This is a genomic window from Singulisphaera photorubra, from assembly GCF_045290345.1.
Taxonomy (GTDB): Bacteria; Planctomycetota; Planctomycetia; order Isosphaerales; family Isosphaeraceae; genus Singulisphaera.
The window spans coordinates 3,828,462-3,844,116 of record NZ_CP155447.1; the positions used below are offsets into that span (position 1 = coordinate 3,828,462).

Annotated in this window: 9 protein-coding genes and 1 tRNA gene; 4 read left to right on the forward strand and 6 right to left on the reverse strand. The window is 62.4% G+C overall.

Annotation, left to right across the window (positions count from 1 at the left end; genetic code table 11):
• Positions 1-92: 92 nt before the first annotated feature.
• The 3 genes from V5E97_RS14725 to V5E97_RS14735 form a co-directional block, all read right to left on the reverse strand.
• Positions 93-5,051 carry a WD40 repeat domain-containing protein gene (locus tag V5E97_RS14725; RefSeq protein WP_406700071.1) on the reverse strand — a complete coding sequence of 1,653 codons (4,959 nt, stop codon included), beginning with the start codon at positions 5,049-5,051 and terminating at the stop codon, positions 93-95.
• A 6-nt stretch (positions 5,052-5,057) separates the two neighbouring features.
• Positions 5,058-6,632 (reverse strand): di-heme oxidoredictase family protein, encoded by a 1,575-nt coding sequence (locus V5E97_RS14730; protein WP_406700072.1) that lies wholly within the window; start codon positions 6,630-6,632, stop codon positions 5,058-5,060.
• Positions 6,633-7,043: 411 nt separating this feature from the next.
• Positions 7,044-7,274: a hypothetical protein gene (locus V5E97_RS14735; RefSeq protein ID WP_406700073.1), complete on the reverse strand. Its 231-nt coding sequence runs from the start codon at positions 7,272-7,274 to the stop codon at positions 7,044-7,046.
• Positions 7,275-7,682: 408 nt separating this feature from the next.
• Between V5E97_RS14735 and V5E97_RS14740 the strand changes: the two genes are divergently transcribed.
• From V5E97_RS14740 to V5E97_RS14750, 3 genes are all read left to right on the forward strand, one after another.
• Positions 7,683-8,759, forward strand: a complete 1,077-nt coding sequence (locus V5E97_RS14740; protein WP_406700074.1) for a WD40 repeat domain-containing protein — start codon at positions 7,683-7,685, stop codon at positions 8,757-8,759.
• Positions 8,760-8,998: 239 nt separating this feature from the next.
• Entirely contained in the window at positions 8,999-9,526 is a 528-nt protein-coding gene (tadA, locus tag V5E97_RS14745; protein WP_406700075.1) for a tRNA adenosine(34) deaminase TadA, read from the forward strand.
• Positions 9,505-9,591, forward strand: a tRNA-Ser gene (locus tag V5E97_RS14750). Before tadA ends, V5E97_RS14750 begins: the two co-directional genes overlap by 22 nt.
• 263 nt (positions 9,592-9,854) lie before the next feature.
• Here the strand turns inward: V5E97_RS14750 and V5E97_RS14755 are convergent.
• Positions 9,855-10,499 carry a hypothetical protein gene (locus tag V5E97_RS14755; RefSeq protein ID WP_406700076.1) on the reverse strand — a complete coding sequence of 215 codons (645 nt, stop codon included), beginning with the start codon at positions 10,497-10,499 and terminating at the stop codon, positions 9,855-9,857.
• A gap of 473 nt (positions 10,500-10,972) precedes the next feature.
• Here V5E97_RS14755 and V5E97_RS14760 point away from each other — a divergent pair, with 473 nt between their 5' ends.
• Positions 10,973-12,892: an ABC transporter permease subunit gene (locus tag V5E97_RS14760; RefSeq protein ID WP_406700077.1), complete on the forward strand. Its 1,920-nt coding sequence runs from the start codon at positions 10,973-10,975 to the stop codon at positions 12,890-12,892.
• A gap of 23 nt (positions 12,893-12,915) precedes the next feature.
• Here V5E97_RS14760 and V5E97_RS14765 read toward each other — a convergent pair whose 3' ends face one another.
• A complete protein-coding gene (locus V5E97_RS14765) occupies positions 12,916-14,223 on the reverse strand; it encodes a rhomboid family intramembrane serine protease (protein WP_406700078.1) in 1,308 nt (435 codons plus the stop codon).
• 185 nt (positions 14,224-14,408) lie between these two features.
• Positions 14,409-15,203 carry a glycerophosphodiester phosphodiesterase gene (locus tag V5E97_RS14770; protein WP_406700079.1) on the reverse strand — a complete coding sequence of 265 codons (795 nt, stop codon included), beginning with the start codon at positions 15,201-15,203 and terminating at the stop codon, positions 14,409-14,411.
• Between the last annotated feature and the right edge of the window lie 452 nt (positions 15,204-15,655).

Here is a 15,655-nt window from a genome sequence, read left to right on the forward strand (position 1 = left end):
GGCCGAAAGGGGAGCGCAAGGGCGAACGTAGGGAGGCGAGTGGGAGCATTGAGGGGCAGGAAGGGGCACCGAAGGGGTTGCGGCAGTCCCACTCAAGGGGCCTTGGGGCGGGCGTCCCAGAGTTTGATCGAGTTGTCGTCGCTGGCCGTCACGAAGGTCGCGCCATCGGGTGAGAAGGCGATCGACTCAATTCGGTTGTGATGCCCCTGATACGACCTCAACTCGCGGCCTGAGGAGACGTCCCAGAGCTTCAAGGACTGGTCGCGATAGCCAGCCACCACGGTTGAGCTGTCAGGTGAGAAGGCGAGGAGCATCAGAAAGGTCTGGCCGCCGAGATGCGGAGGGCGGGCGCGGCGTGTGGCTAGGTCCCAGATGAACATCGTGCTGCCACGATTGCCCGTTGAAAGAAGCTTGCCGTCTGGTGAGAACGCGGGTGGGCTGGCGGAGTCAACCTGATCGATCAAGACGGGCTTCTCGAGACCTGTCGCCAGGTCCCAGAGCCGGACCCCACCGGTCGTGAACCGGCCATTGTCGAACGTCTGGCTGACGCCGGTTGCCATCGTCGTCCCATCGGGCGAGACACGGAGGTAGCCGAGCGGGCGGTCGGTGAAGCTCTCGTCGTCGGGGGTCGTCGCCATGAAGGACGTTCGAAGCTTGCGTCCCGGCATGTCCCAGAGTGTCACTCGGCCCCGGGAGCTGGCTGCGATCAGGGTCTTGCCGTTGGGGGTGAATGCAAGCCGATCGACAGCCCGTTGACGTTCGTCCTGAGCTTCGTTCTTGGGAATGACCAGCTCGTCCTGTGCCTTCCACGAGGCAGCATCCCAGAGGAGTAGGCGTCCTTGAAAGTCGCCGCCAATGAGGGTTGCACCGTCGGGGGAGAAGGCAAGTTGGCTGATGGACGAACTTTCATCCGTCAGGGTTCCCAGTTCCCGGCCATCGGACGTGTCGAATAGCCGCACGGTCCGCTCGGTCCGCTCGGGATGGTCCCGGGACGAATACAATGGCACCGTGACGATGGCCAGGTGCTTGCTGTCCGGGCTTAATCTGAAGGTCTCCGCACCGAAGGTCTTGCCGCCCAGGATCGCGCGCACCTGGTGTGTCACCGGATCCCAGAGCCGCACGGTCCGATCCCTGGAGAGGCTCACCAGCGTGCGACCGTCCCCGCTGAACTCGGCCTTGCGTACCATGTCGGTGTGGCCGTTGAGGCTAGCCAGCTCGTCCCCCTGGGGCGGGGCCTTGTAGACCTCGAGCTGGCCGCTGCCATCCCGAATGTCGTAGTAGCGGATCGAGTCGCCGCCGGTGACCAGACTCATCGTGTTGGGCGAATACGCCACGCAGTTGAACCATTCCTGCTTGACGTCCTCGTGCACGATCAGGTTGCTCGAGGGCTGGCCAGTGGCGATCTCCCAGATCCAGGCGTTGGGGGTGCCATGGACGGACGCGGCGATCCGCTTGCCGTCGATCGAGAACGAGATCGAGCGGACGCCAACGCCAGGACCCGTGAGCAAGGCACGCTCGCGCCGGGTCTCCGCGTCCCAAAGCCGCACGGTCCGATCTTCCCCGGCTGAGGCCAGGGTCTTGCCGTCAGGGCTGAACGCAACCTGCGTCACCTCGCGGGTATGGCCGGCCAGCATCTCCACCAGCTCTCCGGTGAGAGGGTTCCAGACGCCGACTCGCGAGTCATCACTGGCCGTCACCAGGGACTTGCCATCGGGGGCGTAGACAACCGAGCGAATCGGCCCGTGATGCCCCTGAAAGGTCTTGAGGAGCTGCCGTCCTACCAGGTCCCAGGTCGTGACCGTGTTCAGGTCATTGCCGACGGCCAGGGACTTGCCGTCAGGGCTGAACGCCAGGGCGCGTGGTCCCTTGATCGTGTGGCGGAGTGAGGGCAATTCCTTGCCGGAGACCGTGTCCCAGAGCTTGACCTCGCCTGCATCTCCCTTCGATTCACCATCCGAGCCATTGGAGGCCGAGGCCAGGATGGTTCCATCGGGGGAGAAGGCAAAGGAATGGACCCAGCCGGAGTGAAAGCCGAGCGCCAGTCGTTCGCGGCCGTCGGCGGTCTCCCAGAGCTTGACTGATCGATCGCTGGTCCCCGCGGATGCCAGGGTCTTGCCGTCGGGAGAGAACCGAAGACCGATCACGCGGCCCGCCAGCCCCTGGTATGGAGCGAATTGCAGGTGTCGCTCCGCGTTCCAGAGGGTTACCTGCCGGTCTCGCCCCGCCGTGGCTAGGAAGCTCCCGTCCGGGCTGAACGACAGACCGACGATCGGCTGATTGCTGATCGATCGTTGAATCGCGCCTTTGGAGCGACCGGTCTCGGGGTCCCAGAGCTTGACCAGCGCCCCATTGCCGGCGGTGGCCAGCGATTTACCATCGCGACTGAACGCCAGGGCGAGAACCTCGCCGGGGTGGCCCCTCAACGTCGACCGGACCTTGGTGCTTTCCAGATCCCAGAGGATCGCCGAGCCATCAGCCCCGGCGCTGGCAAGCGTCTTGCCGTCGGGCCGGAAGGCGACGGCTGTTATGGGCGCGGTGTGTGCCTCCAGGGTCTCGGTCCGGCGTCGGCGGGCGACGTCCCAGAGGTGGACTTTCCAGTCGCGTCCGGCGGCGGCCAACGTCTTGCCGTCGGGGCTGAAGCAAACCGCGTCGATTGGGCTGGTGTGGCGGGTCAGCGCGGCGACCTCCTTGGAGCGAGCGATGTCCCAGAGCTTGACGACAGCATCCTCGCCTGCCGTCGCAAGGGTCTTGCCATCCGGACTGAATGTGATACCACGGACCGGGGCCACATGCCCCTTGAGCGTTGTCAACTCACGCCCGGTCGCCAGGTCCCAGAGTCGCGCAGTCTGGTCGACTCCCCCGGTCGCCAGCAGCGTGGAGTCGGGTGAGTAGGCGAGCGCGAGCACAGAGCCTTCATGCCCCTTGAGCGATCGGCGCTCAACGCGTTCGGGCATCCCCCAGATCTTGGCGAGCCCATCATCTCCGGCTGAGGCCAGAGTCGCGCCGTCAGGCGCGTAAGCCACCGCGGTCGTCGGCGCATAGTGGGCAAACTCGGCCCCATGCTCGTAACCGGGCGTATAGCGGGCGGGGATGATCGCCTGGAGATTACCCGAGACAATGTCCCAGATGCGCACGGTCCGGTCGTTTCCTGAGGAGATCAGTGTCTTGCCGTCCGGTGTGAAGGTCATCGCTTGGATGACCTGGAGGTGCCCTTCCAGGACGGCTTTCTCGGTCCAGGTCTTGGTGTCCCAAAGCCGGATGCGGCCCGGCGGGGCCTTTTCGTTGCGCGGGCCGGTGTCACTGGTTGCCAGCGTCTTGCCGTCGGGGCTAACGGCGATCGCGAAGACGTTGTTCGGGCCGTTTAAGGTCTTGAGTGAGTTGCCCAGGGAGTCTCGGATGGCCGTCGTGTTGTCGCTGGAGCCCGAGGTGGCCACCCAGTCTCCTTTGGGGTGGACGGCGATATTCCAGACCCAACTGTTCTGCGCGTGGATCGTGCCCTGTTCCCTACCGGTCTCCGCATCCCAGACGCGCAAGGTTTGGTCACGGCCGCACGACAGCAGGGTCCGGCCGCTGGGCGAGAAAGCAACATCGAGCAGGTCATCGGTGTGGCCTTGCCCTACCCAGCGGGCGCGGCCGTTCGCAAGGTTCCAGACCCGGACGGTCCGATCGGCCCCGGCGGAGGCCAGCGATTTCCCATCGCGGCTGAAGGCCAGGGCGTGGACGTCGTGCGTGTGGCCGGCGAGGGAGGTCTGGAAGTCCCCCGTCTTCGCGTCCCAGAGTCGGATCGTGTCGTCGTCGCTGGCCGTCGCGATGGTCTTTCCATCGGGGCTGAATTCGGCGGCGTTGACTGAGCCGGTGTGGCCGATCAGGGTGATCCGGACACGGCGTTTGGCCAGGTCCCAAAGCTTGGCCGTGCCGTCGAAGCTCGAGGTGAGCAGCGTCTTGCCATCGGGCGAGACGACCACGGAAGTGACGACGAGGTCGTGGCCGTTCGGGTCAGGCGCATTGGGATCGACCGCCTTCTTCGCGACGCTCGCTCCGCCCGCAGGCGCGACTTCCATCGTAAGATCCCAGAGCCGGATCGTGGAGTCGCTGTTAGCCGTAAGGACCCTGCGCCCGTCTGGGGAGACCGAGACCCCGTGGACGTGGTTGACGGAGTCGGTGATGAAGTCGAGAAGCAGCCGCCGCGTCTCCAAATCCCAGAGCCGGGTCTTGCCGTCGTCGCCGCAGGAGAGCACCCTGCGACCGTCGGGGGTGAGGCAGAGCCGATTTGCGGATCCCTTGTGCGCCTCGAACCGGGCCACCTCTCGGCGCGTCTCGATTTCCCAGAGTCGGACAGTGCCGTCGGCGGACGAGGACAGAAAACGCAGGCCGTCGGGCAGGAGCTCGATGTCCGTCGCGTTGGCCGTATGCCCGGTGTAGCGGCGGATCTCTGCACTGGTTTCCAGATTCATCAGGCGGATGCTGCCGTCGATGAACGTCGCCAGCGCACGCTTGCCGTCGGGCAGATATTCGACGCCCATCACCGGGGCGTCCTTGCCGCCGAACTGGCGAAGCGGCTTGCCAGTGGTGAAGTCCCACTGGATGAGCGGATCGAGGTCCCACGACCCGGTCAGGCAGCGTGTGCCGTCGGGCGAGAGCTTCACGTCCAGGAGCATCGCGTGATGACCAGCGAGCACCCGCCGGACCGCGCCGGTTTCCAGGTCCCAGACCCGCGCGGTCATGTCCTGGCTGCCCGAGATGGCCAGCTTGCCGTCGGCCGTGACCGCGACGCAACGGACGATGTCGGTGTGCCCCGACATCTTGAGCAGTTCCTTGCCGGATTCGACATCCCAAAGCCGCACCGTATCATCGACGGAGGGGGCTCCCATGCTGCCGCCGCTGGAGACGAACCGGTGGCCGTCAGGCAGGAACTGTACGTCGGTCACCGGTTCGGAATGCCCAACGTACCGCCGGATCTCACCTCGGGGGGGATCGGCCGCCATGGCCGACGCGGAGCCTAGCATGCCGACGCCCAGGAGCGCGAACGCGAGATCGCGGAGGATACGCATCAGCGCCTATCTCCCAGAAGCAAGGGGGTCGTTCGTCGGGGTCGGAGCCACGAGCGTCTTCAGAAAGGCCTGGAGCTGCCAGCGGTCCCTGGCCGTGAGCTTGAAATAGCGCGTGACCGAGTCAACGGACTCGCCGCCATGCATCACGATCGCTTCTTCGATCGTCGCCGCGCGGCCGTCGTGCAGGTACGGGCCCGAGTCACGCAAGCCCCAGAGCGGGGGCGTCCGCCATTCTTGTCGAGTCGCGCCGACGATCTCCTTGCGGTCACCGGCTGGCATTGAGTCGATCAGCGGCGTCTGGGCGATATCCGGGGGAGGTGTGGTCGAGGGGGGCCCATCCTCAGGTGAGTCGGGCAAGGTCCCGCCGTAAAAGCCGCTGTCGCCCAGATCTGGCCCGAGATTATGCAGAAGGAGGTCGCTATAAAGCCCCTCAACATCCCCCAGCTTGGGCGTGTGGCAGGCAGCGCAGCCGGTCGCCACGAAGGTATCGCGCCCGGCCCTGGCTGCGCGATCCTCCCTGCCCGCGCCCGCTTCGGACTCGACTGGTCTGGGAAGACTGGCCACGTACTTCGTCAGCGCCTCGCATTCCTCTGCCGAAAGATCCACGCCAGGCGCCTTGTAGGCTGGGGCTTCAGGGGGCGAGGCTTGCGAGCGTCCTGGGACTTCCAGGCCGATTTCCACCGCGCAGGCCGTCAGGATGAACTCGGAGAGGCTCGGTACCTGAGCCTTCCAACCGAACCGCCCGATCTTCCCCCCCGGCAGCCTCGCCGGTCGGCCATGCACGCGAGGGAACTCCGGATGATCAACCTTCGCCGCTGCCTCAATGACCGAATCCGGAATCGCGTCGAGCGCCCCGACGCCGAAAAGCGCGGTCGCATTGCGCTGCGAACGGAGCAGCGTGAACCCACCGACGTTCTGCCCGCCCATCATCGCGCCGTTGATCCCCACCATCTGTCGAGCCGTCGCCAACTCGACCTCGGCAGGGCCGCGGCCGTGCGCGAGACGCCCCCCGGCTTCGATATCCAGAGGGTTTGGGCCCGCGCCCAGAACGAAGTTGTGCCAGTCTGCATAGCTCGGGTCAGTTCCAAATCGGTGCAGGACCACGCTTTTTGACGATCGGAAGCCCGCGTGCACCTTCGTCAGGGCGTCCAGGTTGGCCTCCCGGGGCTTCTTCTTGCCCTCGTCGCGTTGGCCATTGCCGAGGAGTCGCAAGCCGGCCTGTCTCAGCGCACCGATCTGACTCTCGTTGGGCGCCTTCAAGCCCAGGTCGACTCCGGCCGGGACGCCCTCATCGGCCTGATCCTGACCACTGGCAATGGCCGAGAGCAAATCCACGTTCTTGCTGGCCGGGCCTCCGCCTCCAGGCCCTCCCAGGTTATGGCAGGCTACGCACGAGCTGTCGTTAAAGACCGGCCCCAAGCCGTCACCGTTGTGACTGCGCGAGTCGTCCGGCATCCATTCGCGGACGAACAGCTCCATGCCTCGTTCCAGCGGCGTCGGCTCGACAGCCATTCCAGCCCGGGAAGGGACGATGAGCGCGAATACCGCCACGAGGGCGCACGGCCAGGGCAACATCCTCATCGCATAACCCCTTGTCCCAGACGTTTTCGGCACCAGGCTCCGCAGGCATGTCCGAACGTCGTCCAATCCAGCGGTGAATGAATGTAACCGGTCAGCCATGCAAAAGGAATGAGATTCCAGTGAACATGGTCTGGATCGTGCGCAAGTCTCTTGGACGACCGTGATGATTTGGCCTGCGACATCGCCCCCGGGCCGTCCGCACCGCCGATGGCGCGGCTGGCGAAGTTGGCCAGCGCGAGATGCTCGATCGACAATACCTTACCAGGAGGCTCCTTGTTATCTCGGGCTGGAGAGCACACGAGTCTGGTGTAGGTGGACGGCCCTTAGCTGTTCGAGGTATAGACGATACCCACCTTCCCTTATACTACACTGCTCGGGATTTCATAGCATTCGAGCTGGCCGATTCTCGTCTCATACCGTAGGCGACGTACCACCGGCTTCGCCACGATCCCGTAAGATCAGTCGGCGGAGATGATCAACCGAAGGTGGCAACTGGTCGGCGCCCCCGCCGCCGTACCCCGCCTGCCCGTCGGCTCCCCACACGATGCTGGGCTCCAGGTCGGGATCGACTTGGACCCCGGCCTCGAGGGGAGTGAGAATATCGTTTGCGCGATCATAAGGCAGGCCCTGCTTATGCCTCACTCTCACTTTCCCTGGTAGATTGACAACTTGGTTGACTTGCGGGCATCCCTTGAGGCAGCAAGAGGAAACGGGAGCAGGGCGATCAGGGGACTGGCTTCGAGGTCACCCGGTGAGCGGCCTGACTCGTCTTCCCGGTAATCTGGGGACTCGTCTCTCAAAAAAGATAACGCCTCAACATGGGCCCTCCTCCCGTGGTTCCTTGAGAGAGGGTTCCACAACGTTGTGAACCCTGTTAGAAATCGTGTTCATCTTCTGGGAGTGTATTGTCTCTTAGGTAAGCGATGGAGACAAGAAATGAGGGGGTGTTACGGGTTATACGGCGATTGGTATAACGCCCTTGCGAGGAAGGCGATTGCACGGTTTTTTCACGCGATGGGATGGGTCGTGATGCTTGCGGGGATGGTTGCCGTGTTGAGGTTCAGTCTGGCTCAAATGTGCGAGGACCAGGAGTCTTCGACATACTTGAAGGGGGAGCCGGCCGCTCAACTCAGCAAAGAATCGCATGGTACGAGAATTTGTAAACTCGCCTTCTCTCCGGAAGGAAGTCGCCTGGCGGTTTCCACGATCGCGGGTGGGCTTGGTTTAACGAACCTGGCGACGGGCAAGTCTCAAACGCTTCAAGAGGGGCCAGTGGGTTCCGTTCGGCAGCTCGTATTTTCGCCGATCGGCAGTAGCCTCGCCTTCGTGGGCAAGGATGCCCTCGTCCGAAGCTGGAATTGGGAAACCGGTGTCTTGTCCGGCTCCAGCGAACTCGACACTGAAGCGTTTCGGAGTCTTGCCATATCCAGGGACGGTCGATTGATTGCGGTGGGTACGTTCTGTGGTCGCATCGTGATTTGGGATCAGATTGACGCCCAGCCGTTGACTTGGTTTGGCCAACTCCGCCCCGTAAACAACGTGGCGTTCTCGCCAAACGGCCGTGTTTTAGCGGCGGCCGACTCGCTGGGCGCTCTGACCATGTGGGATCTGGCCTCGGGGCAAACTCTCGCCTCGGTGCAAACTCCACTGGCGGCGGTTGTGGCGATGGAGTTCTCTCCCGACGGTTCACGGATCTCGACACTTTCGTATCAAGAGCGGATCGTACGGGTGTGGGATGCCAAAAGTGGGGCTTTTTTGTGCTCCTTACCGACGGTTGCGGTTCCGTGTGAGATCAATGCGATCGCTTACTCGCCAAACGGGCTCATGGTTGCGGTGGCGCGGGCGGATGGGGTGGCCGAGTTGCTCGACGCGACCTCAGGCCGTGTCATCAGTTCGGTTCGCAAGGGACGGTCGCTCACTGCGGTGGCCTTCTCACCTGACGGCACTCAGCTTGCAACCGGCGACTCCGAAGGCATGGCCAGGCTCTGGGATTTGAATAAGTGGCTTGGAGTCAACGTCGCTCGGACCACACTGCAGCCGCTTGGTGAACCACAGGCCCGTTTTGTGGGCGAGATATCCTCCCCTCGTCGTACGCAAGGAGTGAGCACGGGCTTGGGGACTCAATGAGCCTCGGTACGATCTGCCCAGAGCCATGCTCGGCATCCCGTTGGTCGATCCTCGTTCCACGTTCTCATGGGAAAGTTGCCAGCGGGCCAACTCCTCTTGCAAACGAGCCCGAGGTCGCTAGAATCATGCGGTAGGTTCAACCACCGGAGTGGGTCAGGAACTTTCCAACCCACCTCTTCGGTCGGTTCGGGTCAAGCTAGGTCGTCTCTTGTCTTGGATTTTTCCGGTGCCAAAGAGACATGGACCTTGCCGAATCGTCCTTGAGGAACGAAGGTGCTTGGGACCTGGAGATGATGCGCCGGTCGCTGACGCTCGCTCATGAGGCGATGTCGCTCGGTGAGGTTCCGGTCGGAGCGATTGTGGCAAGGGAAGGGCATATCCTTTCCCAAGCCTTCAATTTACGCGAGACTCTGAACGATCCGACAGCGCATGCGGAACGAATTGCTCTCACTTTAGCAGGACGCGCTCTGGGCACGTGGCGACTCGAAGGTTATACTCTCTTCGTCACACTCGAGCCGTGTCCAATGTGTGCGGGGGCGATTGTTCAGAGTCGAATTGCACGCGTTGTCTACGGGGCCAAAGACCCCAAAGCAGGCGCATGTGATAGCCTCTATCGACTTGTGACTGACCCTCGGCTTAATCACCGGGCGAAAGTCACCGCCGGCATCTTGGCCGAAGACTGCAGTGTCTTACTCTCGCAGTTCTTCCAATCCAGGCGGCCGGCACGCAAGCCAGAGATTCTTTCGGAGGGGTGCCTGAGTGGTTGAAAGGGCCGGTCTCGAAAACCGGAATAGGTGCAAGCCTATCGTGGGTTCGAATCCCACCTCCTCCGCTGACGTCTAACAACTGAGACTGAGACAGCCCGGCGTGCCGGTGGTGATCACAACCACGGGGCATCGCCGGGTTTTCTCATGGTACGTGACAGCTTGATCACGTGCCGCCAGGAGAGGATGCACGACTTCAAGCCGGTGATGGTGGTGGCTCGGACGATTGCCGAGCGAGCGAGTCGAGTGAAGCGGAGCGGACGAACTTCGACTTGTCACTCGATCGCAGGGCCGGAGTGGGGTGGGAAGTCGCCGATGCCGATGGCCCCGATCACGGCCATTCCGCTTTCGTTGAGGCGTAAAGCCGCGCGATCCCTGGCGGTGGCCGGGAACCATGGTGACCGTCGACCTCGCTCTGGAGGATTGCGGATGCCGTGGCGGCCGCTTCCTTGACCTGTTCCCACGCTTCCGGTTGAGCGATTCCCCTGAGTCGAGGCGTTCCCACGCCTGCGCGGGTTGGCCCGAGGCGGGATGCCGACTTTCCGAACGAGAAGAAACGCGGGCGCTTTGGGGAGCGAACGCGCCCTGCAGCGATCCGGAATCGCCCGATTGGCGCCGTCTGCCCGACAGCGACGTGGGCCTGAGGGACGGCCGACCTGGTCCCTGGATGAACCCGGATCTCGGCGGTTCCGATCACTCGAACAAGGGAGGCCGGAATCGCCGCCAGGACCATCACGGATCCCAAGGCATCGACGATTGCAGGCGCTGACCATGGGCCGCAACTTCCTCGGGCCGTCACGCCTTCAGCGACCACCTGACCGCGTGTCCCATCATACCGTAAGGCAACGGCAACGATCGGGCCGGTGGCAGCGATCCTGTCGGTCTTGGGCCTCCAACGACTCAGGCCCTCTCTTGCCATGGCCGGCGTGAGGGGTTCCCCTGATGTCCACTCCCAACTTGCGACTGTGTAAAGCATGTTCAGACCTCTCAATTCGTTACGGATCGTCCTGGACCGGAATTCGCCATGACGTTTGCCGCTCCAGGCGGCTGGATAGACAGAGACCGCAGTCGGCGTGCCGCAATGAGTCCCTTCCTGATACCGACTTTGCGTATCACCTGGCCTGGTCTCGTCGGGGGAACCATGCGGGTTACGTCGCTCATGAGGGTCGACCGGTATGACCGGCACGTCTCCATGACACCGATGGCCCGAGTCGCTCCTAATCCTTCCCTGAAACAGATAATTCAACGAGTTGAAAAATGCAGATGTCGTTGTATTTATGGTTTTAGATTGTTTTGAGGTTCATCGCTCTGAAACGAATGGAGCCAAGGCTTTCCCGAGAATTCTCACGAGAACGGCCAACACGACCTTGTCACGTGGCAGCTCAATCGGTTTAATGGAAAGACCTATTACGTTTGTCGTTTGCTCTCGCCAAGGATGCGGATACGCGAATGAATCCGATTCTCGAACGTGAGTTGATCCTCCAGACGCGACGAGAGACGGTGTTCATCGATCGATTCGTGGCGATCGCGTTCGCGTTTTCGGTCATCCTGTGCGCTGGTTGGATCTGGGATCTTAAGGGGTGGGATCGGCATTCGCTCGCGGGTGTTTCGGGTTTCGCGTACACCCTTTTTGTTCTGACGATTGCGGTGCTTTGGTATGTGATCATTGGCCTGGTGACGTGCCCGATTTCGAGGGCCATTGCGCGGGAACGTGACCGGAAAACGCTGGATGCGATCCTGACGACGCGACTCTCCGCCGCCGAGATTGTCCTGGGCACCCTGGCAGCGGGTCTGGTGCGTTGGGCGAATGGAACTGCCACTTTGGTGCCGGTCGCCGTCTTGTTGATCCTCTACGGGGGTGTCGACCCTCGCTTGATCATGCTCGCCGGGGCGGGCCTTGCGTCGACGGCCTTCGCCATGGCCGCAATGGCAGTGGTGGCCTCAATCGTAGCGAGGACGTCGCGTGGCGCGATTGCCTTGGCGTTCTCGATGTTCTGTCTCTGGATCATTCTGCCGGTTTTTGTCCTGATCGTGAAGCCACGCCTCTGGCCGTCCGGGCCAGCATGGATCGTCCAGTTCGCCAGGGGGATGCTCTCGAGTAGTCCGTTCGGAATCCTCGCCAACTTGAGCGGAATGGTCCGGCTGGGAAGCCCGATCGAGGCGATCTGGCGGATGATCGGATTGGAGCTGATTGGCGGCCTTTTGCTCATCACATGGGCGATCTGGCAACTTCGCCCTCGATCGCGTGCCCACTATGACGATGAGACGCGGATTGCCGGGTTGAGGATCCTCCGCGCGACAAAGTGGCGTTTACCACGCCCTCCATGCGGCGATGATCCCGTGCTCTGGAACGCGATCTATTCCAACCGGACCGCGAGCCGTTTTGCCCGTTTTGTTGGGCATGTGATTAATATTGGCTGGATTGGGTCCTTCGTTGTCGTTATGGCTTGGTTCGCGGTCCCAGCCTTCAAAGAACTGGCCGAGCGAGGTTACGGGGTCGCTCGCGAGGCCTTCACCATGCCGGAGATCAATCCGTTCGCCCGAGTCTTGGTCGAGATCCTTTCCGGGCTGACCGCGGGACCGATGCCAGGCCAGGCCCGACTCGAATTCAACCTGGCACTGCGATGCTGTACGGCCTGTTTCTCGGCGTTTTATGGATGTGCGATGTTCGCCGGAGTGCTCGAGAGTATGTGGGAGGAGCGGGAACGTGACACGTGGTCCGGCCTGATCGCGACCCCGCTCTCGGGATGGGAGATTGTGCGGGCGAAGATGTTGGGCTCGTTCGTCAAGTCTCGCGCCGCACTTGGCCTGATGGTCGCACTCTGGGTGGTGGGCACCATCGCTGGCTCGATCCACCCACTCGGATTCGTGGCCGCCATGGTCGGGATCATGGTTACCGGGAGCTTCTCCGCGGCGACCGGCGTTTACGCCTGCTTGATGACCCGAGGTGGTCGGGAGAAAATGAATCTCCGCGCCGTACTCCCGTATCTCCTTTACCTCTGCGTGGTGGCGATTGTGCTGCCAGGGCGTTGGAGTGTTTTTGTTGCGGCCGTTTCGCCTCCGTTCCTTGCGTTTAGCTCGCTGTTTACTTACGAAGACATCCATGCGATTGTTTCCGGGAGCGTCAGTCCCAGCTATGCGAGTCCGACCAGTTACCAGCCGGGACTCGAAGCCCGGCTGTTGTTGGCGCTCTGGCTGATCAGCACCTTGGTCCAAGCCACCGGGGCCCTCGTTCTCATGCGGGCCATGTCCCGCGGGTTCGATGAGGCCGTGGGCCGTCCGACCCGGCCAAGGCTGATGGCTTCGACGCCGTCGAGCCTCGACGTTGAGGGGCCGAGCGCAGCAATTCGGGCCGGGCGAGACGGCTGAAAACGAGACTCAAGGGGACGGGTTTAGTCGTCCTCCTCAAGCTCGAGCACGCCCTCCTCGCACATGCGAGTCGCCTGGAACGCGAGCTTTTGCCGGGCCGTCTCGAGGTCGGCGGGAAGTGAGCCGGGCGCGATTTCTTCGAGGACTCGCAGGGCGGCGGCAGGGCGCTGGCGGTCGCGAATCAAGACTTGCGCAAGTTTGAGGCGAACTCTGCCCGACGCGTCGGGGTAGTAGCGGCAGTGGTCGCGCATCAGGCGGATCGAGTCCGACTCGGCCCCGCAGGAGCCGAGGGCCTTGATCAATCCGATCAGGTCGGGCTGCGAGGGCCAGTTGACCAGCGTTCGTGCCGACTTGTCGTAGGCGACCAGCGAGCCGGCGATATCCCCCTTGTCGATGAGGGAACGGACCCGCCGGACGGCAGCGACCGCGCGATCCGCTGCGCTGGGGTCATCCCCTGAACCCTCGGCGTTCGGCCCTTGATCGCGAGCCTTGGCCTTCTGATTGGCTTTGAGACTGGAGCGGAGGACTTGCTTGTCACGATCGTGCCGTTCCCCGCGCCGGTTCCATTCGCGAGCGAGCTTGGCCCGCTTTCTGCGGAGCGTGAAGACATCCCATCCTTCGCAGTCGACAAGTCGGAATTTCAATAGTGCAATGGCGACCACCGCGCCCCAAAAGGCGCCTGAGAGATGGCCGATTTCCGTGACCATGACCTGATTGCCGAGCGATCCCCAGACCAGCAGGCCGAAGATCTGGGTGCCGAGATAGATCAAGGCGACCGTCGTGTAATAGAGATCCCAATGCGAGACGAAAGCGCGGAGCCCGATCATCATGATGACCGTGCAGTTCAACTCGTTCCTTGGAGCCCAGATCATACAGGTCGCGAGCAAGCCATAGACAACGGCCGAGGCCCCGGCCGCGTGCCCAGCCATCCCTGATTTCATCAAGAGGATCTGCACGAATGCGCCGTGGAGGGTGCCGATGGCCAGGTAGGCCAGTAGGTATTTGATCGCTCCGAGCTTCCCCTCGACCACGATTCCAAAGGCCCAGAGGAAGAGCATGTTTCCGGCCAGGTGGCCGATTCCATAGTGCAGGAAATTGTGAGTCAGCCATTGAACCGGGTGCAGGTGGCCGTCGCCCAACGCCAGCGCATATCGATCGAACACGGAGACCGTTTCAACGGTCTCGATCCCCTCGCCGGTTTCATCCAGCAGGACGACAATTGATGCGGGTGGGGCGACGAACAGCAGGACGACGTTCAGCACGATCAATGCGACCGTGACGTATGGCCAGTGGTAGATCGGTGCATCAGTGCCGGTTGGAATGACGATCATGGCCATTCTCGGAGACGAAGCCAAGGAAATCGGCGACGGGCGGCGGTCGGTCGATGTCGCCAGTCTCCGTCAGTTCGGCTCATAATAATCGAGGCAAGCCTCGGCTCTCAGGAAAAAGGGTGAGAGCCGAGGCGATCGCTTCCCAGAATCAGTTTGGCGATTTTTCGTGCGTGAATGCGAATGGGTTAGCGTTCAAGCTGCTGCTTGAGCCATTCGGCTTTGTTGGTCGTGATCGCTCTGACGCCCGCGTCGATCATCCTCCGCGCTTCGGCGGGATCATCGACGGTCCACACGTAGAGTTCGAGCCCTGCATCCTTGATTTTCTGGGCGAGCGCACGGTCGAGCGGTCCTTTGGCCGCGAGGTCGAGTCCGTCGGCCTTGAGGGACTTGGCCTTGGCGATCAAGTCATCGACGCTTGGAGTCCATGCCCCCGTCGCCTTGTCTTGTTTGAAGCTCGACAGGTAAAACGCCTTGAGCTCGGGGAGCTGCCGCTTGGATTCGGCGACGGCATCGGCCTGGAAGCTGATGACGACGAGCTGCTCGGGTTTCTTGCCCGACTCGCGGACCGCTTTCACCAGGGCTGGAATGGCCTCGGCGCCGACCTTGATCTCGATGAAGCAGCGAGCTCCCTCGGGAATCGTCGCCAGGGCCTCCTCGAGCCTGGGTAACTTCTCGTCCGACCACTTCGGCCCCTTCCAACTCCCGACATCAAGCGTTCTCAGCACTTTCCAATCGGTCTCCTTGATTTTCTTGGAAACCCCGGCGGTTCGTTTCGTGTCGGCATCATGACAGACGACCAGAGTTCCATCCTTCGACAAGTGAATATCGAGCTCGATGGCAGGGACCTTCCGCTCCCAGGCCAGCCGGAACGCGGCCATCGAGTTCTCCGGAGCATCCGCCGACTCGCCGCGGTGCGAAATGAATTCCACCGGCGGACTCCCGGCCAGAAGTAGCATTAGTAAGCCAGAATACCAGACCATCGTGACCACTCCTCGGAGAGCATGAACGATTTGGAACCGCCCGGGCTGAGAGCCGTCTCGGACCGTTCCCCCACGGCTGCCTTGTCTATAACCCACCGCGGCCACGATCGCCAGGGCAGGTCACGCCGCGGTTCCACAACGCGAAAAAGTGAGCCGAGTTTATCTACCGTTGATTACGCGGGTGTGAAGAGATGAAGTGCGTTTGCGTCTTTTGGGGGACATGAGCGGCCCATGAACAGGAGGTATGGCGAGGTTGGCGACCGGTTGTTGCAATTCCGATCGGAATAGTAGATATTCGGTGCGGCCCTGGGCGGCGACGACGGTGAGGACTTCTTGCCTCTATTTCGTTGCAGCGCCTGTCGGGGTCGCGTATCGTCCGGGGTGTGAAGGTTTGATTTTCGCCGTAATCGAGCCTCAGATCGTCGACTTGACGCATTGATCTTTTGAGACGG

Bases quoted from the DNA above. Each gene is read 5' to 3' on its own strand.
- V5E97_RS14730 (WP_406700072.1), bottom strand. From the start codon at position 6,632: ATGAGGATGTTGCCCTGGCCGTGCGCCCTCGTGGCGGTATTCGCGCTC.
- tadA (WP_406700075.1), top strand. From the start codon at position 8,999: ATGGACCTTGCCGAATCGTCCTTGAGGAACGAAGGTGCTTGGGACCTG.
- V5E97_RS14725 (WP_406700071.1), bottom strand. From the start codon at position 5,051: ATGCGTATCCTCCGCGATCTCGCGTTCGCGCTCCTGGGCGTCGGCATG.
- V5E97_RS14765 (WP_406700078.1), bottom strand. From the start codon at position 14,223: ATGATCGTCATTCCAACCGGCACTGATGCACCGATCTACCACTGGCCA.
- V5E97_RS14755 (WP_406700076.1), bottom strand. From the start codon at position 10,499: ATGCTTTACACAGTCGCAAGTTGGGAGTGGACATCAGGGGAACCCCTC.
- V5E97_RS14760 (WP_406700077.1), top strand. From the start codon at position 10,973: ATGAATCCGATTCTCGAACGTGAGTTGATCCTCCAGACGCGACGAGAG.
- V5E97_RS14770 (WP_406700079.1), bottom strand. From the start codon at position 15,203: ATGGTCTGGTATTCTGGCTTACTAATGCTACTTCTGGCCGGGAGTCCG.